The organism is Nocardioides sp. SRI_004, from assembly GCF_057586415.1.
Genome location: NZ_JBYCZV010000001.1, coordinates 112693 through 128816, shown reverse-complemented (window position 1 = coordinate 128816; position 16124 = coordinate 112693). Strand labels below are relative to the sequence as shown.

16 protein-coding genes are annotated in these 16124 nt (G+C 72.4%); 2 read left to right on the top strand and 14 right to left on the bottom strand.

Annotated features, from left to right (window positions below; translation table 11 throughout):
- Window positions 1–23: 23 nt before the first annotated feature.
- Complete coding sequence (locus AC2YHB_RS00670) at window positions 24–284, bottom strand: DUF4229 domain-containing protein (RefSeq protein WP_036550169.1); 261 nt, start codon at window positions 282–284, stop codon at window positions 24–26.
- 83 nt (window positions 285–367) lie between these two features.
- Between AC2YHB_RS00670 and AC2YHB_RS00665 the strand changes: the two genes are divergently transcribed.
- The gene (locus AC2YHB_RS00665) at window positions 368–604 is read left to right on the top strand and encodes a hypothetical protein (protein WP_036550166.1); all 237 of its coding nucleotides are present in this window, start codon (window positions 368–370) and stop codon (window positions 602–604) included.
- 86 nt (window positions 605–690) lie between these two features.
- On the opposite strand, the gene ccsB is transcribed toward AC2YHB_RS00665, so the two are convergent.
- From ccsB to hemL, 6 genes are read right to left on the bottom strand one after another with little or no spacing between them, the layout of a single operon-like run.
- On the bottom strand, window positions 691–1677 hold the full coding sequence (gene ccsB / locus AC2YHB_RS00660) for a c-type cytochrome biogenesis protein CcsB (protein ID WP_179649146.1): 987 nt from the start codon (window positions 1675–1677) through the stop codon (window positions 691–693).
- Window positions 1674–3230 (bottom strand): cytochrome c biogenesis protein ResB, encoded by a 1557-nt coding sequence (gene resB, locus AC2YHB_RS00655; protein ID WP_308645562.1) that lies wholly within the window; start codon window positions 3228–3230, stop codon window positions 1674–1676. Before resB ends, ccsB begins: the two co-directional genes overlap by 4 nt.
- Complete coding sequence (locus AC2YHB_RS00650; RefSeq protein WP_036550156.1) at window positions 3227–3991, bottom strand: cytochrome c biogenesis CcdA family protein; 765 nt, start codon at window positions 3989–3991, stop codon at window positions 3227–3229. Before AC2YHB_RS00650 ends, resB begins: the two co-directional genes overlap by 4 nt.
- A 13-nt stretch (window positions 3992–4004) precedes the next feature.
- Window positions 4005–4568, bottom strand: a complete 564-nt coding sequence (locus AC2YHB_RS00645) for a TlpA disulfide reductase family protein (protein WP_179649144.1) — start codon at window positions 4566–4568, stop codon at window positions 4005–4007.
- On the bottom strand, window positions 4565–5263 hold the full coding sequence (locus tag AC2YHB_RS00640; protein ID WP_179649142.1) for a histidine phosphatase family protein: 699 nt from the start codon (window positions 5261–5263) through the stop codon (window positions 4565–4567). Before AC2YHB_RS00640 ends, AC2YHB_RS00645 begins: the two co-directional genes overlap by 4 nt.
- Window positions 5260–6594, bottom strand: a complete 1335-nt coding sequence (gene hemL, locus AC2YHB_RS00635; RefSeq protein WP_242530480.1) for a glutamate-1-semialdehyde 2,1-aminomutase — start codon at window positions 6592–6594, stop codon at window positions 5260–5262. The genes AC2YHB_RS00640 and hemL overlap by 4 nt, the downstream gene beginning before the upstream one ends.
- A gap of 321 nt (window positions 6595–6915) precedes the next feature.
- Here hemL and AC2YHB_RS00630 point away from each other — a divergent pair, with 321 nt between their 5' ends.
- Entirely contained in the window at window positions 6916–8160 is a 1245-nt protein-coding gene (locus tag AC2YHB_RS00630; RefSeq protein ID WP_051932852.1) for a lytic murein transglycosylase, read from the top strand.
- Between the two features lie 211 nt (window positions 8161–8371).
- Here AC2YHB_RS00630 and hemB read toward each other — a convergent pair whose 3' ends face one another.
- From hemB to AC2YHB_RS00595, 7 genes are all read right to left on the bottom strand, one after another.
- Window positions 8372–9367 carry a porphobilinogen synthase gene (gene hemB, locus AC2YHB_RS00625; RefSeq protein WP_179649140.1) on the bottom strand — a complete coding sequence of 332 codons (996 nt, stop codon included), beginning with the start codon at window positions 9365–9367 and terminating at the stop codon, window positions 8372–8374.
- A 21-nt stretch (window positions 9368–9388) separates the two neighbouring features.
- On the bottom strand, window positions 9389–10738 hold the full coding sequence (locus AC2YHB_RS00620) for a hypothetical protein (RefSeq protein WP_179649138.1): 1350 nt from the start codon (window positions 10736–10738) through the stop codon (window positions 9389–9391).
- A complete protein-coding gene (locus AC2YHB_RS00615; RefSeq protein ID WP_179649136.1) occupies window positions 10732–11259 on the bottom strand; it encodes a SigE family RNA polymerase sigma factor in 528 nt (175 codons plus the stop codon). The genes AC2YHB_RS00620 and AC2YHB_RS00615 overlap by 7 nt, the downstream gene beginning before the upstream one ends.
- Before the next feature lie 132 nt (window positions 11260–11391).
- Window positions 11392–13053 (bottom strand): bifunctional uroporphyrinogen-III C-methyltransferase/uroporphyrinogen-III synthase, encoded by a 1662-nt coding sequence (locus tag AC2YHB_RS00610; protein WP_179649134.1) that lies wholly within the window; start codon window positions 13051–13053, stop codon window positions 11392–11394.
- Complete coding sequence (gene hemC, locus AC2YHB_RS00605; protein ID WP_036550140.1) at window positions 13050–14081, bottom strand: hydroxymethylbilane synthase; 1032 nt, start codon at window positions 14079–14081, stop codon at window positions 13050–13052. The genes AC2YHB_RS00610 and hemC overlap by 4 nt, the downstream gene beginning before the upstream one ends.
- Window positions 14078–15385, bottom strand: a complete 1308-nt coding sequence (locus AC2YHB_RS00600; RefSeq protein WP_487353287.1) for a glutamyl-tRNA reductase — start codon at window positions 15383–15385, stop codon at window positions 14078–14080. Before AC2YHB_RS00600 ends, hemC begins: the two co-directional genes overlap by 4 nt.
- Window positions 15382–16080, bottom strand: a complete 699-nt coding sequence (locus AC2YHB_RS00595) for a redox-sensing transcriptional repressor Rex (RefSeq protein ID WP_036550135.1) — start codon at window positions 16078–16080, stop codon at window positions 15382–15384. The genes AC2YHB_RS00600 and AC2YHB_RS00595 overlap by 4 nt, the downstream gene beginning before the upstream one ends.
- Window positions 16081–16124: the final 44 nt, after the last annotated feature.

Sequence of the window (16124 nt, the reverse complement as noted above, 5' to 3'; positions counted from 1 at the left end):
AACTCGCGCAGGGGTGAGGACGATCAGTCCTCGTCCTCCTTGGCGCGCATCTCCTCGTACTTCTCGGTGATCCGGCCTGCGCGGCCCTCGACCTTCACGGCGAACGCAGCGCGCTGCCGCTCGAGGAGGACGTAGGACGCCGCGCCACTCACCAGGAACGCGATCACGAAGACCCACAGCAGGTTGACCGAGTCGGCGACGAGGAACCACACCCCGAACACGATGCAGAACGCGCCGACGAACAGACCGGCGCGCAGGGCGGTGTAGATCCAGAACTCCTTCACCGTCCAAGGGTAAGTCGCAGCGTTGCCGGATCGAGACCCGGGGACCGGGCGCGGGATCACCAGCCCCGCTCTACTCTGGTGGAGTGAAGCTGCTGCTCGTCGTCGTGATCTTCGCGGCGGTCACCTACCTCGCGGTCCGCTGGATGCAGGACCGCGGGCTCGGGGGCGAGCAGATGCCGCGGCGGCCCTCCCGGCCGAAGCCGCCGACCCGGCCGGTCGCGCCCGACGACGACGAGTCGTTCCTGCGCGACCTGGACTGGCAGCGCCGTCAGCAGGAGCGCCGGCAGCACAAGAACCCACCGGACCAGCCCGACGGCTGAGGCCCGACTGCCGTCGTACCGGACCCAGTGGTCGTGGGTGCGGGCCTCCGGCAGCCACTGGGTCCGGTACGACGGGCGGTCGGTCGTCAGCGTTGGTCGATGAACGCCGGGCGCTCGACGGCGTACGAGTGCTGGCTCGCGGTCGAGAAGTAGTTGATCCCGATGAAGTTGAACCACAGGGTGGCGACGCCGACGAGCGCGAGCATCGCGGCGCGGCGACCCTTCCAGCCGGCGGTCGCCCGGGCGTGCAGGTAGCCGGCGTAGACGACCCACGTGATGAACGCCCAGACCTCCTTGGGGTCCCAGTTCCAGTAGCGCGACCACGCCTCGTGGGCCCAGATCGGTCCGGTGATGAGGACCGCGAAGGTCCACACCGGGAACGCGAAGGCGTGGACCCGGTAGGCGAGCCGGTCGAGCGCGTCGAGCTGCGGCACCCGGGCGATCCAGCCGCGCAGCTGGCGGCCGGACGCCTCGGCCCGGCGCTCGGCACGCATCCGGACGAGGTACATGACCGAGGCGATGCCGCCGAGGGTGAACGCGCCGGTCGCGATGACGGCGGAGATCACGTGGATGACCAGCCACGGGGAGTTCAGCGCCTCGGTGAGCGGCGCGACCTCGTCGTGCAGCCAGATCACCGCGACCATCAGCGTGGTGACGACGAAGCCGACGACGAGCGGGCCCATCCAGCCGAGGCCGAAGCGGCGGTAGAGGGCGACGTACAGCAGCGTCACGACGAACGTGCCGGTCAGGGTGAACTCGTACATGTTGCCCCACGGCACCCGGTTCGGGTCCGCGGCCATGCCGCGGCCGACGAGGGACACGAAGTGCACCACGCACGCGAAGCAGGTCAGCAGGAAGCCGAGCCGGCCCAGGAAGGCGGTCCGCTCCGGCTCCTCCACCGGAGCGGAGTCCTTGGCTAGGTCGACGCCGCCGGAGCCCACCAGCTCGCGGTCGGCGGCCGGCTGGCGCAGCGAGGCCCACTCGGCGAGGTGCACCAGCAGCGCGATGAAGTAGAGGACGCCCGCCACCGCGACGGCCTGGTTGCTGAGGTTCTCCCAGTTGAGGTCGGTCATTGCTTCTCCTTGAGCTGGCCGAGCAGGGTGGCGAGGACCTCGTCCATCTCACCGTTGCCGGACCTGTCGAGTACGGCGACCTCGACCCGGGTCGCGCCGTCGTCGGTCATTGTGCCGGGCACCGCCCGCACCCACACCCGGCGCGGCCGGATGAAGAGCGATGCGCAGAGGCCGATCAGGGCCATGATCATGCCGATCAGCGCGACACCCTTGCCGGGCGTCTGGCTGATCTGCACGCGGATCCACGGGTCGACCCGGTCGAAGGTGACCGTGCCGAGGTTGTCGGGCAGCGTGAAGGTGTCGCCGACCTGCAGGTCGACACGGACCGGCTTGCCGTCCTTCTGGATCGGCTTGGCGTTGGTCTTGTCGAGCACGTAGACCGACTGCGAACGGCCCGACTCGTAGCCGAGGTCGCCGGTGTAGGCGAGCATCGACAGGGTCGGGTTGAGGTCGTCGCCGAAGACGGTGACCGGGTTGCCGTCGCGCATGTCGAAGGACGGGTAGAACAGGCCCTCCAGGCCGATCTGCGGGTCGACCACGGGCGGCTTGATCACGCCGAAGGACAGGAAGCTCGCGTCCTGCGGGAGGAAGGGCGTCGGGCCGGTGTAGGTGACCTTGCCGTCGCCGTCGCGCACGGTCACGACGGGCGCGTAGCCGTGCCCGATCAGGAACACGTCGGTGCCGTCGATCTCCAGCGGGTGGTTGACCCGGAGGTCGTACTCCTTCTCCGGGGCGTCCTTCGTGGTGTGGTAGCTGAGGTGCGCCTCGAACTTGCGGGCCTGTCCCGCCCGCGGCCCCTTGGTCAGCCAGTCCACGTCGAAGTCCTCGACCGTGAACCGGAAGTCCTGCATCTGCTGCTGGCGGAACAGGCCGCCGGGCTTGAAGTCGTCGTACTGCGTGAGGTTGTTGCTGAACGTGCTGCCCTCGACGAGGATCACGCCGCCCTGGTAGCCCCACAGGCCACCGACCGCGAAGCCCGCCAGCACCACGAGCACCGACAGGTGGAAGAGCAGGTTGCCGGCCTCGCGGAGGTAACCGCGCTCGGCGGCGACGAAGTCGTCGCCGTCGGCGACCGGCCGCAGTCGGTGCCGGCGGCCGAGCACCGTCCGCGCCTGCTCCAGCACCTCCTCGGCGCTCCGCTCCGTCGTGTACGCCGCCTGCACGGGCATGCGACCGAGGTGGCGGGGAGCCGCCGGGGGCTGGGCCCGCAGGGCGCGGTAGTAGACGAACAGCCGGGGAACGATGCAGCCCACGAGCGAGATGACGAGCAGCAGGTAGACGGCCGAGAACCACGGCGAGGAGTAGACCGAGAACAGGTCGAGCTTCTCGTAGAGGGGCGTGAGCTTGGGGTGCTCGCTCTTCCAGCGGGTCACCGCCAGGGAGTCGACGTCGGCCTGCGGGATCACCGAGCCGGGGATGGCGGCCAGCGCGAGCAGCAGGAGCAGCATCAGCGCGGTGCGCATGGAGGTGACCTGGCGCCACACCCAGCGCAGCAGCTCGCGCGCGGTGAGCTCGCCGGCCTTCCGGCCGGTGCCCGCAGGCTCGGTGCTCACAGGATGGTCTCCCCGAAGTCCACGGTCTGCAGCTGGGCCCACTGCACGACGTGGTCCCACCAGCCGGTGACCATCAGGACGCCGATGACCACGAGGAAGGCGCCACCGACGCGCATGAAGGCGACCTGGTGGCGGCGTACCCAGCCGAGCGCGTTCGACAGCCGGTTGTAGGCGACGGCCACGATGATGAAGGGCAGCCCGAGGCCCAGCGCGTAGCAGAGCGCCAGCAGGCCACCGCGGGCCGCGGTGGCGCCGTCGGCGAAGGTGAGGTTGAGGATCACGCCGAAGGTCGGACCCACGCAGGGCGTCCAGCCGATCGCGAAGAGGGCGCCGATGAGGGGCGCGGCGCCGAGCCCGACCGCGGGCACCTTGTGGATGCGCAGGTCGCGCTGGAAGATCGAGAGGACTCCCGCGAAGACCAGGCCCAGCACGATCAGGACGACGCCGAGGCCGAGCTGCAGCTCGTCCTGCCACCGGCGCAGCGGCTGGCCGATGGAGCCGAAGGCCGTGCCGTAGAAGACGAAGACGACGGCGAAGCCGAGCACGAACAGGATCGACCCGAGCAGCATCCGGCCGCGCCGCTTCCCGGCCTCACCGGCGGCGAGGTCCGCGCCGGACAGCCCGGTCGCGTAGGAGAGGTAGCCCGGCAGCAGCGGCAGCACGCACGGGGAGAAGAAGGAGACCAGCCCGGCGATCGCGGCGACCGGCACGGCCAGGCCGAGCGACCCGGCGGCGGCCTGCTCCTGGAACCATTCACCCATCAGCCCGCCACCCTCAGCCCTTCTCCGCGAGGACGTCCCGGACAAGGGTCACCAGGGTGCTCTTCGAGGGCACCGGACCGTTCATCAGCGCGGCGACCCGGCCCTCGGTGTCGAGGACGTACGTCGCCGGCACGGACCGGGTCTCGTACTTGCCGAGCGAGCCCAGGGTCTCGCTGCCCGGGTCGTAGAGCGAGGGGTAGTCGACGCCGCGGTCGTCCTCGAAGGCGGCGGCGTTCTCGGGGGCCAGGTCGCGGATGTTGATGCCGACGAAGGCCACCTCGTCCTTGCCCAGCTCCTCCTCGGCGTCGACCAGCATCGGCATCTCGGAGCGGCACGGCCCGCAGCCGGACCACCACACGTTGAGCACGACCGCCTTGCCGCGCAGGTCGCTGATGTCGAGCGGCTCGCCCTGCACGGTCTCCCCGCTGATCTCGACCGGGTCCTCGCGCTTGTCCTTCGCGACCTCGACGACCTTGCCGTCGCCGCCGACGTACTCGAGGTCGTCGGTGCCCTTGACGCCCGAGCAGCCGGACGTCAGGACGAGCACGGCCAGGCCGGCCAGGGCGCGACGGATCATGCGGGCGGTGTCCCCTCCGGCTTGTTCTCCTCGGGGGCGTCACCGGCCGAGAACGGCGCGGCGATGTCGCCGGTCGGGATCAGGTCGATCGCCGGCTCAGCGTAGGAGATCTCGACGAGCTCGTCGCCCGCGAACCCGAAGGAGGTGATCGAGCACAGGGTGCACTGCCGCTTGCGCGGGTCGTGCAGGAAGGACCGCTTCTCCGCGGCGAGGCGGGTCGTCCAGATCGGCAGCTGGTGGGAGACCAGCACCGCCTCGTGGCCGGCGGCGTCGCGGCGGGCGTCGTGGACGGCCGTCATCATCCGCTCGACGATCGCCCGGTAGGGCTCGCCCCACGACGGCTTGAACGGGTTGTAGAGGTGGCGCCACAGCAGCGGGTTGCGCAGCGCGTTGTTGCCCTTGCCGAAGGTGAGGCCCTCGAACCGGTTCTGCGACTCGATGACCCGCGGCTCGAGGCCGACCTCCAGGCCGAGCGCCGACGCGAGCGGGGCCGCGGTCTCCTGCGCGCGCTCGAGCGGCGAGGACCGGATCAGGGTGATGTCGTTGCCCTTGAGCGCCTCGCCCACGCGGTCGGCCATGGCCCGCCCGCGCACCGACAGGTGGAAGCCGTCACGGCGTCCGTAGAGGATGCCCTGCGGGTTGTGGACCTCGCCGTGGCGGACGAGGTGGACGATCGTGTCGGGGATGCCGGTCACTTGCTCGCTCCGAAGGTCTCGGCGGCGGCGCGGGCGGCCACCGGAAGGGCGTCGAGGACCTGCTGGACCGCGCGGTCGTCGTGGGACGACGACACGAACCACGCCTCGAAGGCGGACGGCGGCAGGTGCACGCCGTGGTCGAGCATCGCGTGGAAGAAGGCGGCGTACGCCGGCACGTCGGTCCGCTGCGCCTCGGCGTAGTCGGTGACCGGGTCCTCGGTGAGGAAGACGGAGAACATCGAGCCGGTCGACTGGATGACGTGCGGGACGCCCGCGGCGGTGAACGCCTCGGCGGCCCCGGCCCGCAGCGCGTCGGCGACCACGTCGAGCCGGGCGTAGACCTCGTCGGTCGCGGCATCGAGCGTGGCGAGGCCGGCTGCGGTCGCGACCGGGTTCCCCGAGAGTGTGCCGGCCTGGTAGACGGGGCCCTCGGGGGCGAGGTGGCCCATCACGTCCGCGCGGCCGCCGAAGGCCGCGGCGGGCAGGCCGCCGCCCATCACCTTGCCGAAGGTCATCAGGTCGGGGACCCAGCCCTCGACGGCACCGTCGGTGCCCCACTGGCCCGCCTTCGAGACGCGGAAGCCGGTCATCACCTCGTCGCTGATGAACAGCGCACCGTGGGCGCGGCAGGTCTCGGCGAGGAACTGGTTGAAGCCGGGTGCCGGCGGGACCACGCCCATGTTGCCGGGCGCGGCCTCGGTGATCAGGCAGGCGATCCGGTCGCCGTGCTCGGCGAACGCGGCGGCGACCGCCTCGCGGTCGTTGTACGGCAGCACCAGGGTCAGCTCGGTGGAGCTGGCCGGCACGCCCGGCGTCCCCGGGATGGAGAAGGTGGTCAGCCCGGACCCGGCCGCGGCGAGCAGCGAGTCGACGTGGCCGTGGTAGCAGCCGGCGAACTTCACGATGACGTCGCGCCCGGTGAAGCCGCGCGCCAGCCGGATCGCCGACATGGTCGCCTCGGTGCCCGACGACACCAGGCGCAGGCGCTCGACGGGGGTGCGGGCGACGATCGCCTCGACGAGGGCCACCTCCCCCTCCGTGGGCGTGCCGTACGACGTACCGCGCGACAGCGCCGCCTGGACCGCCTCCACCACGGCGGGGTGGCCGTGGCCGAGCAGCATCGGCCCCCACGAGCAGACCAGGTCGACATAGGTGTTGCCGTCGACGTCGGTGAGCCACGGGCCGGAGGCCGAGCGGATGAACCGCGGGGTGCCGCCGACGGCGTTGAACGCCCGGACCGGGGAGTTCACCCCACCGGGGGTCACGGCGCGGGCCCGGGCGAAGAGGTCGTCGGAGCCGGTGGTCGGGCCGGTGGTCACGAGGTCGGGCACTCCAGCATTGTCACCGATCCCCCCGCGGCGCCCCTCATCGCGGTCCCTTCCTGAGAGCCACCTGAGCGGCCGGGCTCCCGGGAGGGAGTGGTGTCACATCCGGCGTCTTTGTGCCGCGTGCACATACCACGGGGACCGCATTGTGGTCCGGATCATGTGACACCCATAACTTCGGTGTGTCACGATTCGTTGACCAGGAGCCGTGCCGTACGCCGGTCCACGCCTCGTGGGTCGGACGCACGCGGCCGGCGCACAGGTGGGGGCTTAGAGGGAGCGGCCCACGCGAGACGGCCAGTGATGGCCAGGGGAGAGAGACGGGACATGTCGAGGAAGCGTCTGGGGCGGCTGCAACGCGTCGCCACCATCATTCCGCTCGCGCTGCTGTCGGCTGCCTGGACGGCGTCCGTCGCCGGCATCGGCGGCGTGGCGGCTCCGGTCGTCGCGGCGGAGAATCCGGGTCAGGTCACCGACGGCACGAGCGTGCCCGAGGAGTCGATCGACGACCCGGCGAGCCTGTCCGACCCCGCCGAGGTGGAGGGCCTCAACGGCGGCAACGCGGCGGGCATCGTCAACGCGGCGTCGACCAACGCGATCCCGGCTGCCGCGCTGGCGGCGTACCAGCGCGCCGAGACGGTCATCAACTCCGCCGACAAGAGCTGCAAGATCACCTGGCAGCTGATCGCCGCGATCGGCCGCGTCGAGTCCAACCACGGTCGCTTCGGCGGCAACGTCCTCAACGACGACGGTGTGGCGACCCCGGGCATCTACGGCATCCCGCTCAACGGCAAGAACAAGACGAAGGCGGTCTCCGACACCGACGCCGGCGTCTACGACAACGACACCCAGTGGGACCGCGCGGTCGGCCCGATGCAGTTCATCCCGTCGACCTGGCAGGTCGTGGGCGTGGACGCTGACGACGACGCCTCCCGCAACCCGCAGGACATCGACGACGCTGCGCTCGCCGCGGCGGTCTACCTCTGCTCCGGCGACGGCGACCTCTCCACGGTGGCCGGCCAGCGCGCGGCGGTCTACCGCTACAACCACAGCGACGCCTACGTCGACCTGGTCCTCAAGATCATGAACGCCTACCTCGAGGGCGACTTCACCTCGGTGCCGAACAACTCGACCGCCGCGGGCTATGTCGTCCCCGAGCCGCCGAGCTTCAACGTCGGCGGCCCCAAGGGCACGAAGGGCCGCAACCACGGCGGCACGACCACGGGCGGCGGCTCGACCGGTGGCAGCACCGGCGGCTCGACCGGCGGCTCCGACGGTGGCAGCACCGGCGGTGGCGACGGCGGCACGGGCGGCGGCGACGGCGGCACCGGTGGTGGTGACGGCGGCACCGGCGGCGGCAGCGACCCGATCAAGGGCGGCACGGACGCGGTCAAGGAGACGGTCGAGACCGTCGACAAGGGCGTCGGCACCGTGACCTCCAACCTGATCAGCGGCCTCCTCGGCCCGCTGACCAAGGCCGAGGCGCAGAGCGCCTGCCAGAGCACCTACCCGAAGCTGACGCAGACGGTCCAGCTGCTCAACTGCCTGCTGAGCTACGGCCTCGGCAAGTAGCACCCACGCACGACCCGCAAGAGCCCCGGCCACACCCCCCAGGCCGGGGCTCTTGTCATGTCCCGCGAAGTGTGTGGTCTTCTCCTTCGAAGTGTGAGTGTTTCTCCGGCCAGGTGCGGCGACTGCTCGTCGAGGCGGTTCTGACCAGGAGAAACCCACACACCTCGAAGGAGAAACTCCGCCACTTCGGCGGAGAAACAGTCACACTTCGTCAGCGCAACAGGCGGGCGGCCTCGGTGGCCCAGTAGGTCAGGATCATGTCCGCCCCGGCCCGGCGGATCGAGGTGAGCGTCTCGAGGATGGCCGGCTCGCGGTCGATCCAGCCGTTCGCGGCGGCGGCCTCGACCATGGCGTACTCCCCCGAGATGTTGTACGCCGCCACCGGGACGCCGAGCTCGCCGGCGGCGTCGGCCACCTGGCGCAGCACGTCGAGGTAGGCCAGGGCCGGCTTCACCATGACGATGTCGGCCCCCTCCTCGATGTCGAGCAGGGCCTCGCGCACGCCCTCGCGGCCGTCGCGACGGCCGTCCTGCTGGTAGGTGCGCCGGTCGCCCTCCAGCGAGCTGTCGACGGCCTCGCGGAAGGGCCCGAAGAAGGCGGAGGCGTACTTCGCCGAGTAGGCGAGGATGCCGGTGTCGGTGTGGCCCGCGGCGTCGAGCGCCTCTCGGATGACCCGCACCTGCCCGTCCATCATGCCGCTGGGGCCGACCAGCGCGGCGCCGGCCTCGGCCTGCACGACCGCCATGTCGGCGTACCGGGCGAGGGTGGCGTCGTTGTCGACGCGGCCGTCCGGCGCCAGCACGCCGCAATGGCCGTGGTCGGTGAACTCGTCGAGGCACAGGTCGCCCATCACGACGAGCGCGTCGCCGACCTCGGCGGCGACGTCGGCGAGGGCGACGTTGAGGATGCCGTCGGGGTCGGTGGCGCCCGAGCCGTCGGCGTCCTTGGTCTCCGGGATCCCGAACAGCATGATCCCCTTCAGGCCCACCTCGGCGGCCTCGACGGCCGCCTTGCGCAGCGTGTCGCGGGTGTGCTGGACGACGCCGGGCATCGAGCTGATCGGCGTCGGCTCGCTCGCGCCCTCGCGGACGAACACCGGCAGGATCAGCTGCTCGGGCCGCAGGGAGGTCCGGGCGACCAGGTCCCGCATCGCCGCCGTGGTGCGCAGGCGGCGGGGGCGGACCACGGGACGCTGGATGTCGCTCATGGCTCCGAGTCTAGGAGCGGGTCAGGAGCGCCAGCGGACCAGCCACTGGGTGGCGCCGGGGATCGGCTCCTGCGGGTCGCTGGCCTTCCCGACGGGGGTTTCCCACATCAGGTAGCCGTCGGGCAGCGGACCGCCTCCCAGGGCGTACGACGACACGCCGTCGCTGACGCGGACGAACCGGCCGCTGTCGGGCTCGTAGACGTAGCTCCCGGCCGTGCGCCCGGCGTACGCCGTCACCTTGACGAGCCCGCCCGTGACATAGCCGTCGAGGCCGTTGCCCTGGATCGTCGTCACCGGCTCGCCGGCGGTCGTGAGCACCTGCACCCGGTCGTCGCGGCCGTCGTCGTAGTCGCCGCAGTACTCGCTCAGCACGACCTTGTCGTCGACGACGCCGAAGGACAGGACGTTGCACCGCTCGCCCGAGCGGGGGTCGAAGTCCTGCTCCTCGCCGGTCGCGAGGTCGCGCACGTGGATCCGGTCGTTGGTGCCATTGGTCCGCGCGGTCCAGACCAGCGAGTCGTCGGCGAAGGCGAAGCTCCCGACGCGCAGGCGCTCGTCGCGCACGTCGGCCGTGTCGTCCAGCGACACCGACCAGAGGTCGTAGGTGTCGCCCTCCGCCGCCGAGTCGTCGGCCTCGCCGTCCTTGCCCGTGGGCCAGCCGCCCGGCGGCGGGGAGCCCACGGTCGCCGGCACGCCCACGTACAGCCGGCCGTCGGGGCCGAGCTTCGCCGACCACGCGTTGGCGCTCTCCGGGAGGTCCGGCCAGGTCAGGTCCGACCAGCGGCGGGTGCCGCGGTCGAAGGCCACCGCCCGCATGCCCTCACCCTGGTCGGTCACCCAGGTGACGAGCACCAGCCGGTCGCGGCCGAGGGCGACCGGCTGCGGCTGGCTCCCGAGGTCGTGGGCGGGCAGCCAGTCCTTGTCGCCCGTCGCCGGGTCCAGGAGCGCGAGGCGGAAGCTGTTGTCGACGCCGTGCGGGCCGTCGCGGAACAGGATCAGCCCGTCGTCGGTGACACCGTCGTAGTACTGCCCGTTGGCGGCGTCCAGGTCCTCGTTCGTGTACGACGCCAGCACGTCGTAGTCCGTGCCCTCGGCCGCCGGCGTGGCGTCGCCGAGGTGCAGCACGGGCCCGTCCGGGCGGGGCACGGTGCGGTTGGCGACCTGGTCGTCAGCGTCGTCGCCCCCACCGGCCACCAGCGCGGTGCCCGCGACGGCCGCGACCGTCGCCGCTGCCGCGACCACCGTGGCCAGGCCACGGCGCCGGCGGCGTACCCGGCTCCGGCCACCGGCCAGCACCGCGCCCAGGTCGCTGTCGCCCTCCGGCGGGGACGCGACCAGCTGCTGCATGAGGTCCCGCAGTTCGTTCACCATGACGTCGCTCCCAGGGTCAGCTCGCCGAGCGGCGAGTCCTCGAACACGGAGCGGAGGCGATCGAGCGCACGGGCGGTCTGGCTCTTGACGTTGCCCTGGCTGCACCCGAGGGCGGTCGCCGTGTCGGCGACGCTGAGGTCCTCGAAGTAGCGCAGCACCACGCACGCCCGCTGGCGCGGCGGCAGGCCCGCCAGGGCCTCCATCAGCGCGGCCCGGGCGGTCAGGGTGTCGACGAAGTCGCCGTCGGCGGGACGCTCGGGGTCCGGCTCGATGACCAGCTCGGTGCTCGAACGCCGCCGGGCGTGGTCGAGCACGGCGCTGACCACGGCCTTGCGGGCGTAGGCGTACTCGCGCCCGGCCCGCTCGAGACGCGGCCACGCCGCGTAGACCCGGATCAGGCCCTCCTGGACGTGGTCCGAGGCCCGGTCCCAGTCGCCGCACAGCAGGAAGGCCGTACGCCGCAACCGCTCCCGGGCGCCCTGCGCGAAGGCGACGAACTCGGCCTCGTCCCGTTCACGCATCGATCACTCGCTCCATGTCCTGCTCAACGCGGTGAGCCGGAGGTCAGGTTGCACGGAGGCGCCGAAAACGAGTCGTGTGCCTGAGACCCCGGATGTCGAGGGTCTCAGGCGCACGAGTCGGACAGGGAGTCCTCAGGCCTTCTTGCGGCGGGCCGACGGCTTGCGGTCGCTCGGCTTGGTGACCGGGTCACCGGCCTCCAGCATCGCGGCGCGGCGGTCGGCACCGAAGCCGGCGAGCGCCTCGACGAGCAGGTCGACGTCGGGCTGCGGCGCCATCACGTCGACGCGCAGGCCGTGCTCCTCGGCGGTCTTGGCCGTGGCGGGGCCGATCACCGCGATGACCGTCGACGGGTGCGGCTTGCCGGCGATGCCGACCAGGTTGCGCACGGTCGAGGACGAGGTGAAGACGACCGCGTCGAACTTGCCCGTCTTGATCGCGTCGCGGGTCGGCGCCGGCGGCGGGGCGGCCCGGACGGTGCGGTAGGCGGTGACGTCGTCGCACTCCCAGCCGAGGTCGATCAGGCCGGCGACGAGGTTCTCGGTCGCGATGTCGGCGCGCGGCAGGAAGACCCGGTTGATCGGGTCGAGCTGCTCGTCGTACTCGGGCCAGTCCTCGAGCAGGCCGGCGGCGGACTGCTCGCCCGACGGCACCAGGTCGGCGCGCAGGCCCCAGGCGGCGATCGCCTGGGCGGTCTTGTCGCCGACCGCGGCGATCTTGAGGCCCGAGAAGGCGCGGGCGTCGAGGCCGTACTCCTCGAACTTCTCGCGCACGGCCTTGACCGCGTTGACCGAGGTGAACGCGATCCACTCGTAGCGACCCTCGACCAGGCCGCGGACGGCCTTGTCCATCTGCTGCGGGTTGCGCGGCGGCTCGACCGAGATCGTCGGGACCTCCTCCGGCACACCACCGAACTCGCGCAGGCGGTTGGACAGCGAGGCGGACTGCTCCTTGGTGCGCGGCACCAGCACCCGCCAGCCGAAGAGCGGCTTGGTCTCGAACCACGACAGCTTCTCGCGCAGGTCGACGACCGAGCCGATGACCGTGATCGCCGGCGGGGCGATCCGGGCGGCGCGGGCGTCGGCGGCGATCCGCTCGAGGGTCGAGGTGACCGTCTGCTGCTCGGTGGTCGTGCCGACCCGGGTCATCGCGACCGGGGTCTCCGGCGAGCGGCCGATCGCGATCAGCTGCTTGGCGATGTCGGCGATCTGGCCGACGGCGGAGAGCAGGACGAGCGTCGGGGTGTCGGCGTAGCGGGACCAGTCGACCTTGTCGCCGCAGGTCACCACGGCCACCTCGCGGTGGTCCTTGGTGGTCAGCGGGATGCCGGCGTACGCCGGGACGGCGCCGACGGACGAGACGCCGGGGACGACCTCGAAGCCGATGCCGGCCTTGGCGACGGCCTGCGCCTCCTCCGGGCCCGAGGCGTAGAGGAACGGGTCGCCACCGAGCAGGCGGACGACGCGCAGGCCGCGCTTGGCCTGCTTGACGACGACCTTGGCGCGGGCGGCGTGGGTGAGGGGCTGGCCGTCCTCGCCGAACCCGCCGTCGACGAACTCGACCTCGTCGGTGGTCTCCTCCCCGACGACCGCGGCGCGGGCGCGCACCACGCGGACCAGGTCGGCGTGACCGGGGTCCTCGGTGATGACGACGTCGGCGTCCTCGATGAGCCTGACGGCGCGCACTGTCAGCAGGTCGGGGTCACCGGGGCCGGTGCCGACGAAGGCGACGCCGCCGGGCTTGACCTGGGCGGCGGGAGTCGGGGCAGCCGACTTGGCTGTCGTGGCTCGCGTCATGCGTTGTGCACCTCTGCAGATCGTGCGGATGGGTGGACTGGGGTCTCAGTGGTGGGGTCGCCGGGAGCGGGTGGCCCGACGAGGTCCCCGGCGCCGTCATCGAGCATCTCGGCGGCGAGTGCCTCCCCCAGGGCGGCGGCCGCGGCAGGCCAGCCCGCCGGGTCGGCACCGAGCTCGGCGGAGGCGGAGCGGCGCACGGACAGGGCACCGTCGGTGGACAGGACCACCGCGCGCAGCCAGATCTCGGGGCCGTCCTCGCCCTCGGCGAGCTCGGCGAGGGCGCCGATCGGGGCGGCGCAGCCACCCTCGAGCCGGGCCATGACGACCCGCTCGGCGGTGACGGCGGCGTGCGTGCCGGCGTCGTCGAGCCGGGCGAGCACGGCGAGCGTGGCGGCGTCGTCGCTGCGGCACTCCACCGCCAGCGCGCCCTGGCCGGGGGCCGGCAGCACCTGGAGCGGGTCGAGCACCTCGGTCGCCTCCTCGAGCCGGCCGAGGCGGGCCAGGCCGGCGCGGGCGAGCACGACGGCGTCGTACTCACCGGAGCGGACCTTGCCGATGCGGGTGTCGACGTTGCCGCGCACCCCGCTGATCTCGAGGCCCAGGCCGAGCGCCTCGACCTGCGCGACCCGGCGCGGGGACCCGGTGCCGAGCCGGCTGCCGACGGGCAGCTCGCCGAGGGTGAGGCCGTCGCGCGCGACGATCACGTCGCGCGGGTCCTCGCGGGGAGGTACGGCGGCCAGGGTGATCCCGTCGGCGGCGTAGGTGGGGAGGTCCTTCAGCGAGTGGACGGCCACGTCGACCTCGCCCGACAGCAGTGCGTCGCGCAGCGCGCTGACGAAGACCCCGGTCGAGGGCGCGCCTGTGAGCGGGGTGCCCGCGGCCTGGCTGCGGTCGCCGTCGGTGGTGATCTCGACCAGCACGGTCTCGACGCCGGTCAGCTCGGTGATGGCGTCGGCGACGTGGCCGGACTGGGTCGTGGCGAGGGCGCTGCGGCGGGTGCCGATCCTCAGCTTCGCTGGAGTGGTCATGCGCCCGCCTCCTCGACACCGATGGGACGGGTGACCGCGTCGACGGCCTCGGGGTCGAGCGCGAAGAGCTCGGCGAGGGCGGCGGCGTAGGAGACGGCGCCCTGCTCGTTGGCGAGCTCCTTGACGCGCACCGTCGGCTCGTGGAGGAGCTTGTCGGCGACCCGGCGCACCGTGTGCTGGATCTCGCGGCGGGTGACGTCGTCGAGGTCGGGCAGGCGGCTCTCGAGCCGGCTCATCTCCGCGTCGACGACATTGGTGGCCATCGAGCGGAGCGCGACGACGGTCGGGGTGACGCTGGCCTGGCGGCGGGCCGCGAGGAAGGCGGTGACCTCCTCGCCGAGGATCCGCCGGACCTCGAGCACCTCCTGGCCGGTGGCGCCGCCCTGCAGCACCTCGGCGAGGTCGGCGAGGCCCACGAGCGAGACGCCCGCCAGGTCGCGCACGCCGCGGTCGATGTCGTGCGGCAGGGCCAGGTCGATCAGCCCGATCGGGCGGTCGACTCCGGCCCGCGCGGCGGCGAGCGCCGGGGCGTCGATGATCGCGCCGGCTGAGCCGGTGCAGGAGATGACGATGTCGGCGCGGCCGAGCTCGGCGGCCAGCTGCTCGAGCGGGACCGCGTGGGCGTCGTACTGCGCGGCGAGGCGCTCGCCGCGGTCGCTCGACCGGTTGACCACGGTCAGGTGGCCGGCGCCGAGCCGGCTGACGGTGGCGGTGGCGAGGCCGGCCATCGCGCCGGCGCCGACCACGACGACGTACGTGCCGGCGACGTCGCCGACGGCCCGGGTGGTCTCGTCGAGCGCGGCGCTCACCAGCGTCGGGGCGACCTGGTCGATCTCCGTCTCGGCGCGGGTGCGCTTGCCGACCCGCAGCGCCTGCTGGAAGAGCAGGTTGAGGGCGGGGCCGACCGTGCCGAGCTCCTGGCCGCGGCGCAGCGCCTCCCGGGTCTGGCCGAGGATCTGGCCCTCGCCGACGGCCATGGAGTCGAGGCCGGCCGCCACCTGGAAGAGGTGCGAGATCGCGCCGTCGTCGTAGTGGACGTAGAGGTGCGGGAGCATCGCCTCGACGCCCTCGCCGGCCCGGTCGACGAGCAGCTTGGAGATCTGCTCGATGCTGCCGTGGAAGCGCTCGACCTCGGTGTAGATCTCGAGCCGGTTGCACGTCGCGATCACGGTCGCCTCGGTGACGTGCTCGCAGGAGGCGGCGTCGGCGACGAGCTTCTGCACGCCGTCCTCGTCGAGGGCGACCCGCTCGAGCAGCGCCATCGGGGCGGAGTTGTGGGAGATCCCCACGACCAGCACGCTCATGCAGCACCTCCGTCCGCGCCGACGACGGTCGCCGGGTCGGCGCCGCCCGCCTTGCGCTGCTCGTGGTAGGCGAGGATCTGCAGCTCGATCGACAGGTCGACCTTGCGCACGTCGACGCCCTCGGGGACGGCCAGCACGGCCGGCGCGAAGTTGAGGATGCTCGTGATGCCCGTCGCGACCATGCGGTCCGCCACGTCCTGCGCCGCGACGGCGGGGGTGGCGATCACGCCGATGGCGACGTCGTTGGTGCGGACGGTCTCCTCGAGCTCGTCGAAGGGTCGCACCTGCACGCCGGCGACGGTCTGGCCGACCAGCGCCGGGTCGGCGTCGAGCAGCGCGACGACCCGGAAGCCGCGGCTGCGGAAGCCGGAGAAGTTGGCGAGCGCGTGGCCCAGGTTGCCGATGCCGACGATGACGACCGGCCAGTCCTGGGTCACCCCGATCTCACGGGCGATCTGGTAGCGGAGGTAGTCGACGTCGTACCCGACGCCGCGGGTGCCGTAGCTGCCGAGGTAGGACAGGTCCTTGCGGAGCTTGGCGCTGTTGACGCCGGCGGCGGACGCGAGGTCCTCGCTCGAGCAGGTGCGGATGCCCTGGTCGGCCAGGGCCGTCAGCGCCCGCAGGTAGACGGGCAGGCGGGCGACCGTGGCCTCCGGGATGACCCGGTTGGCATCCGTCGAACTCCGTGCGGTCACAGCTCCACTTTCCAGCCACGCCCAGCAGTCCGGAGGGGCGCGAC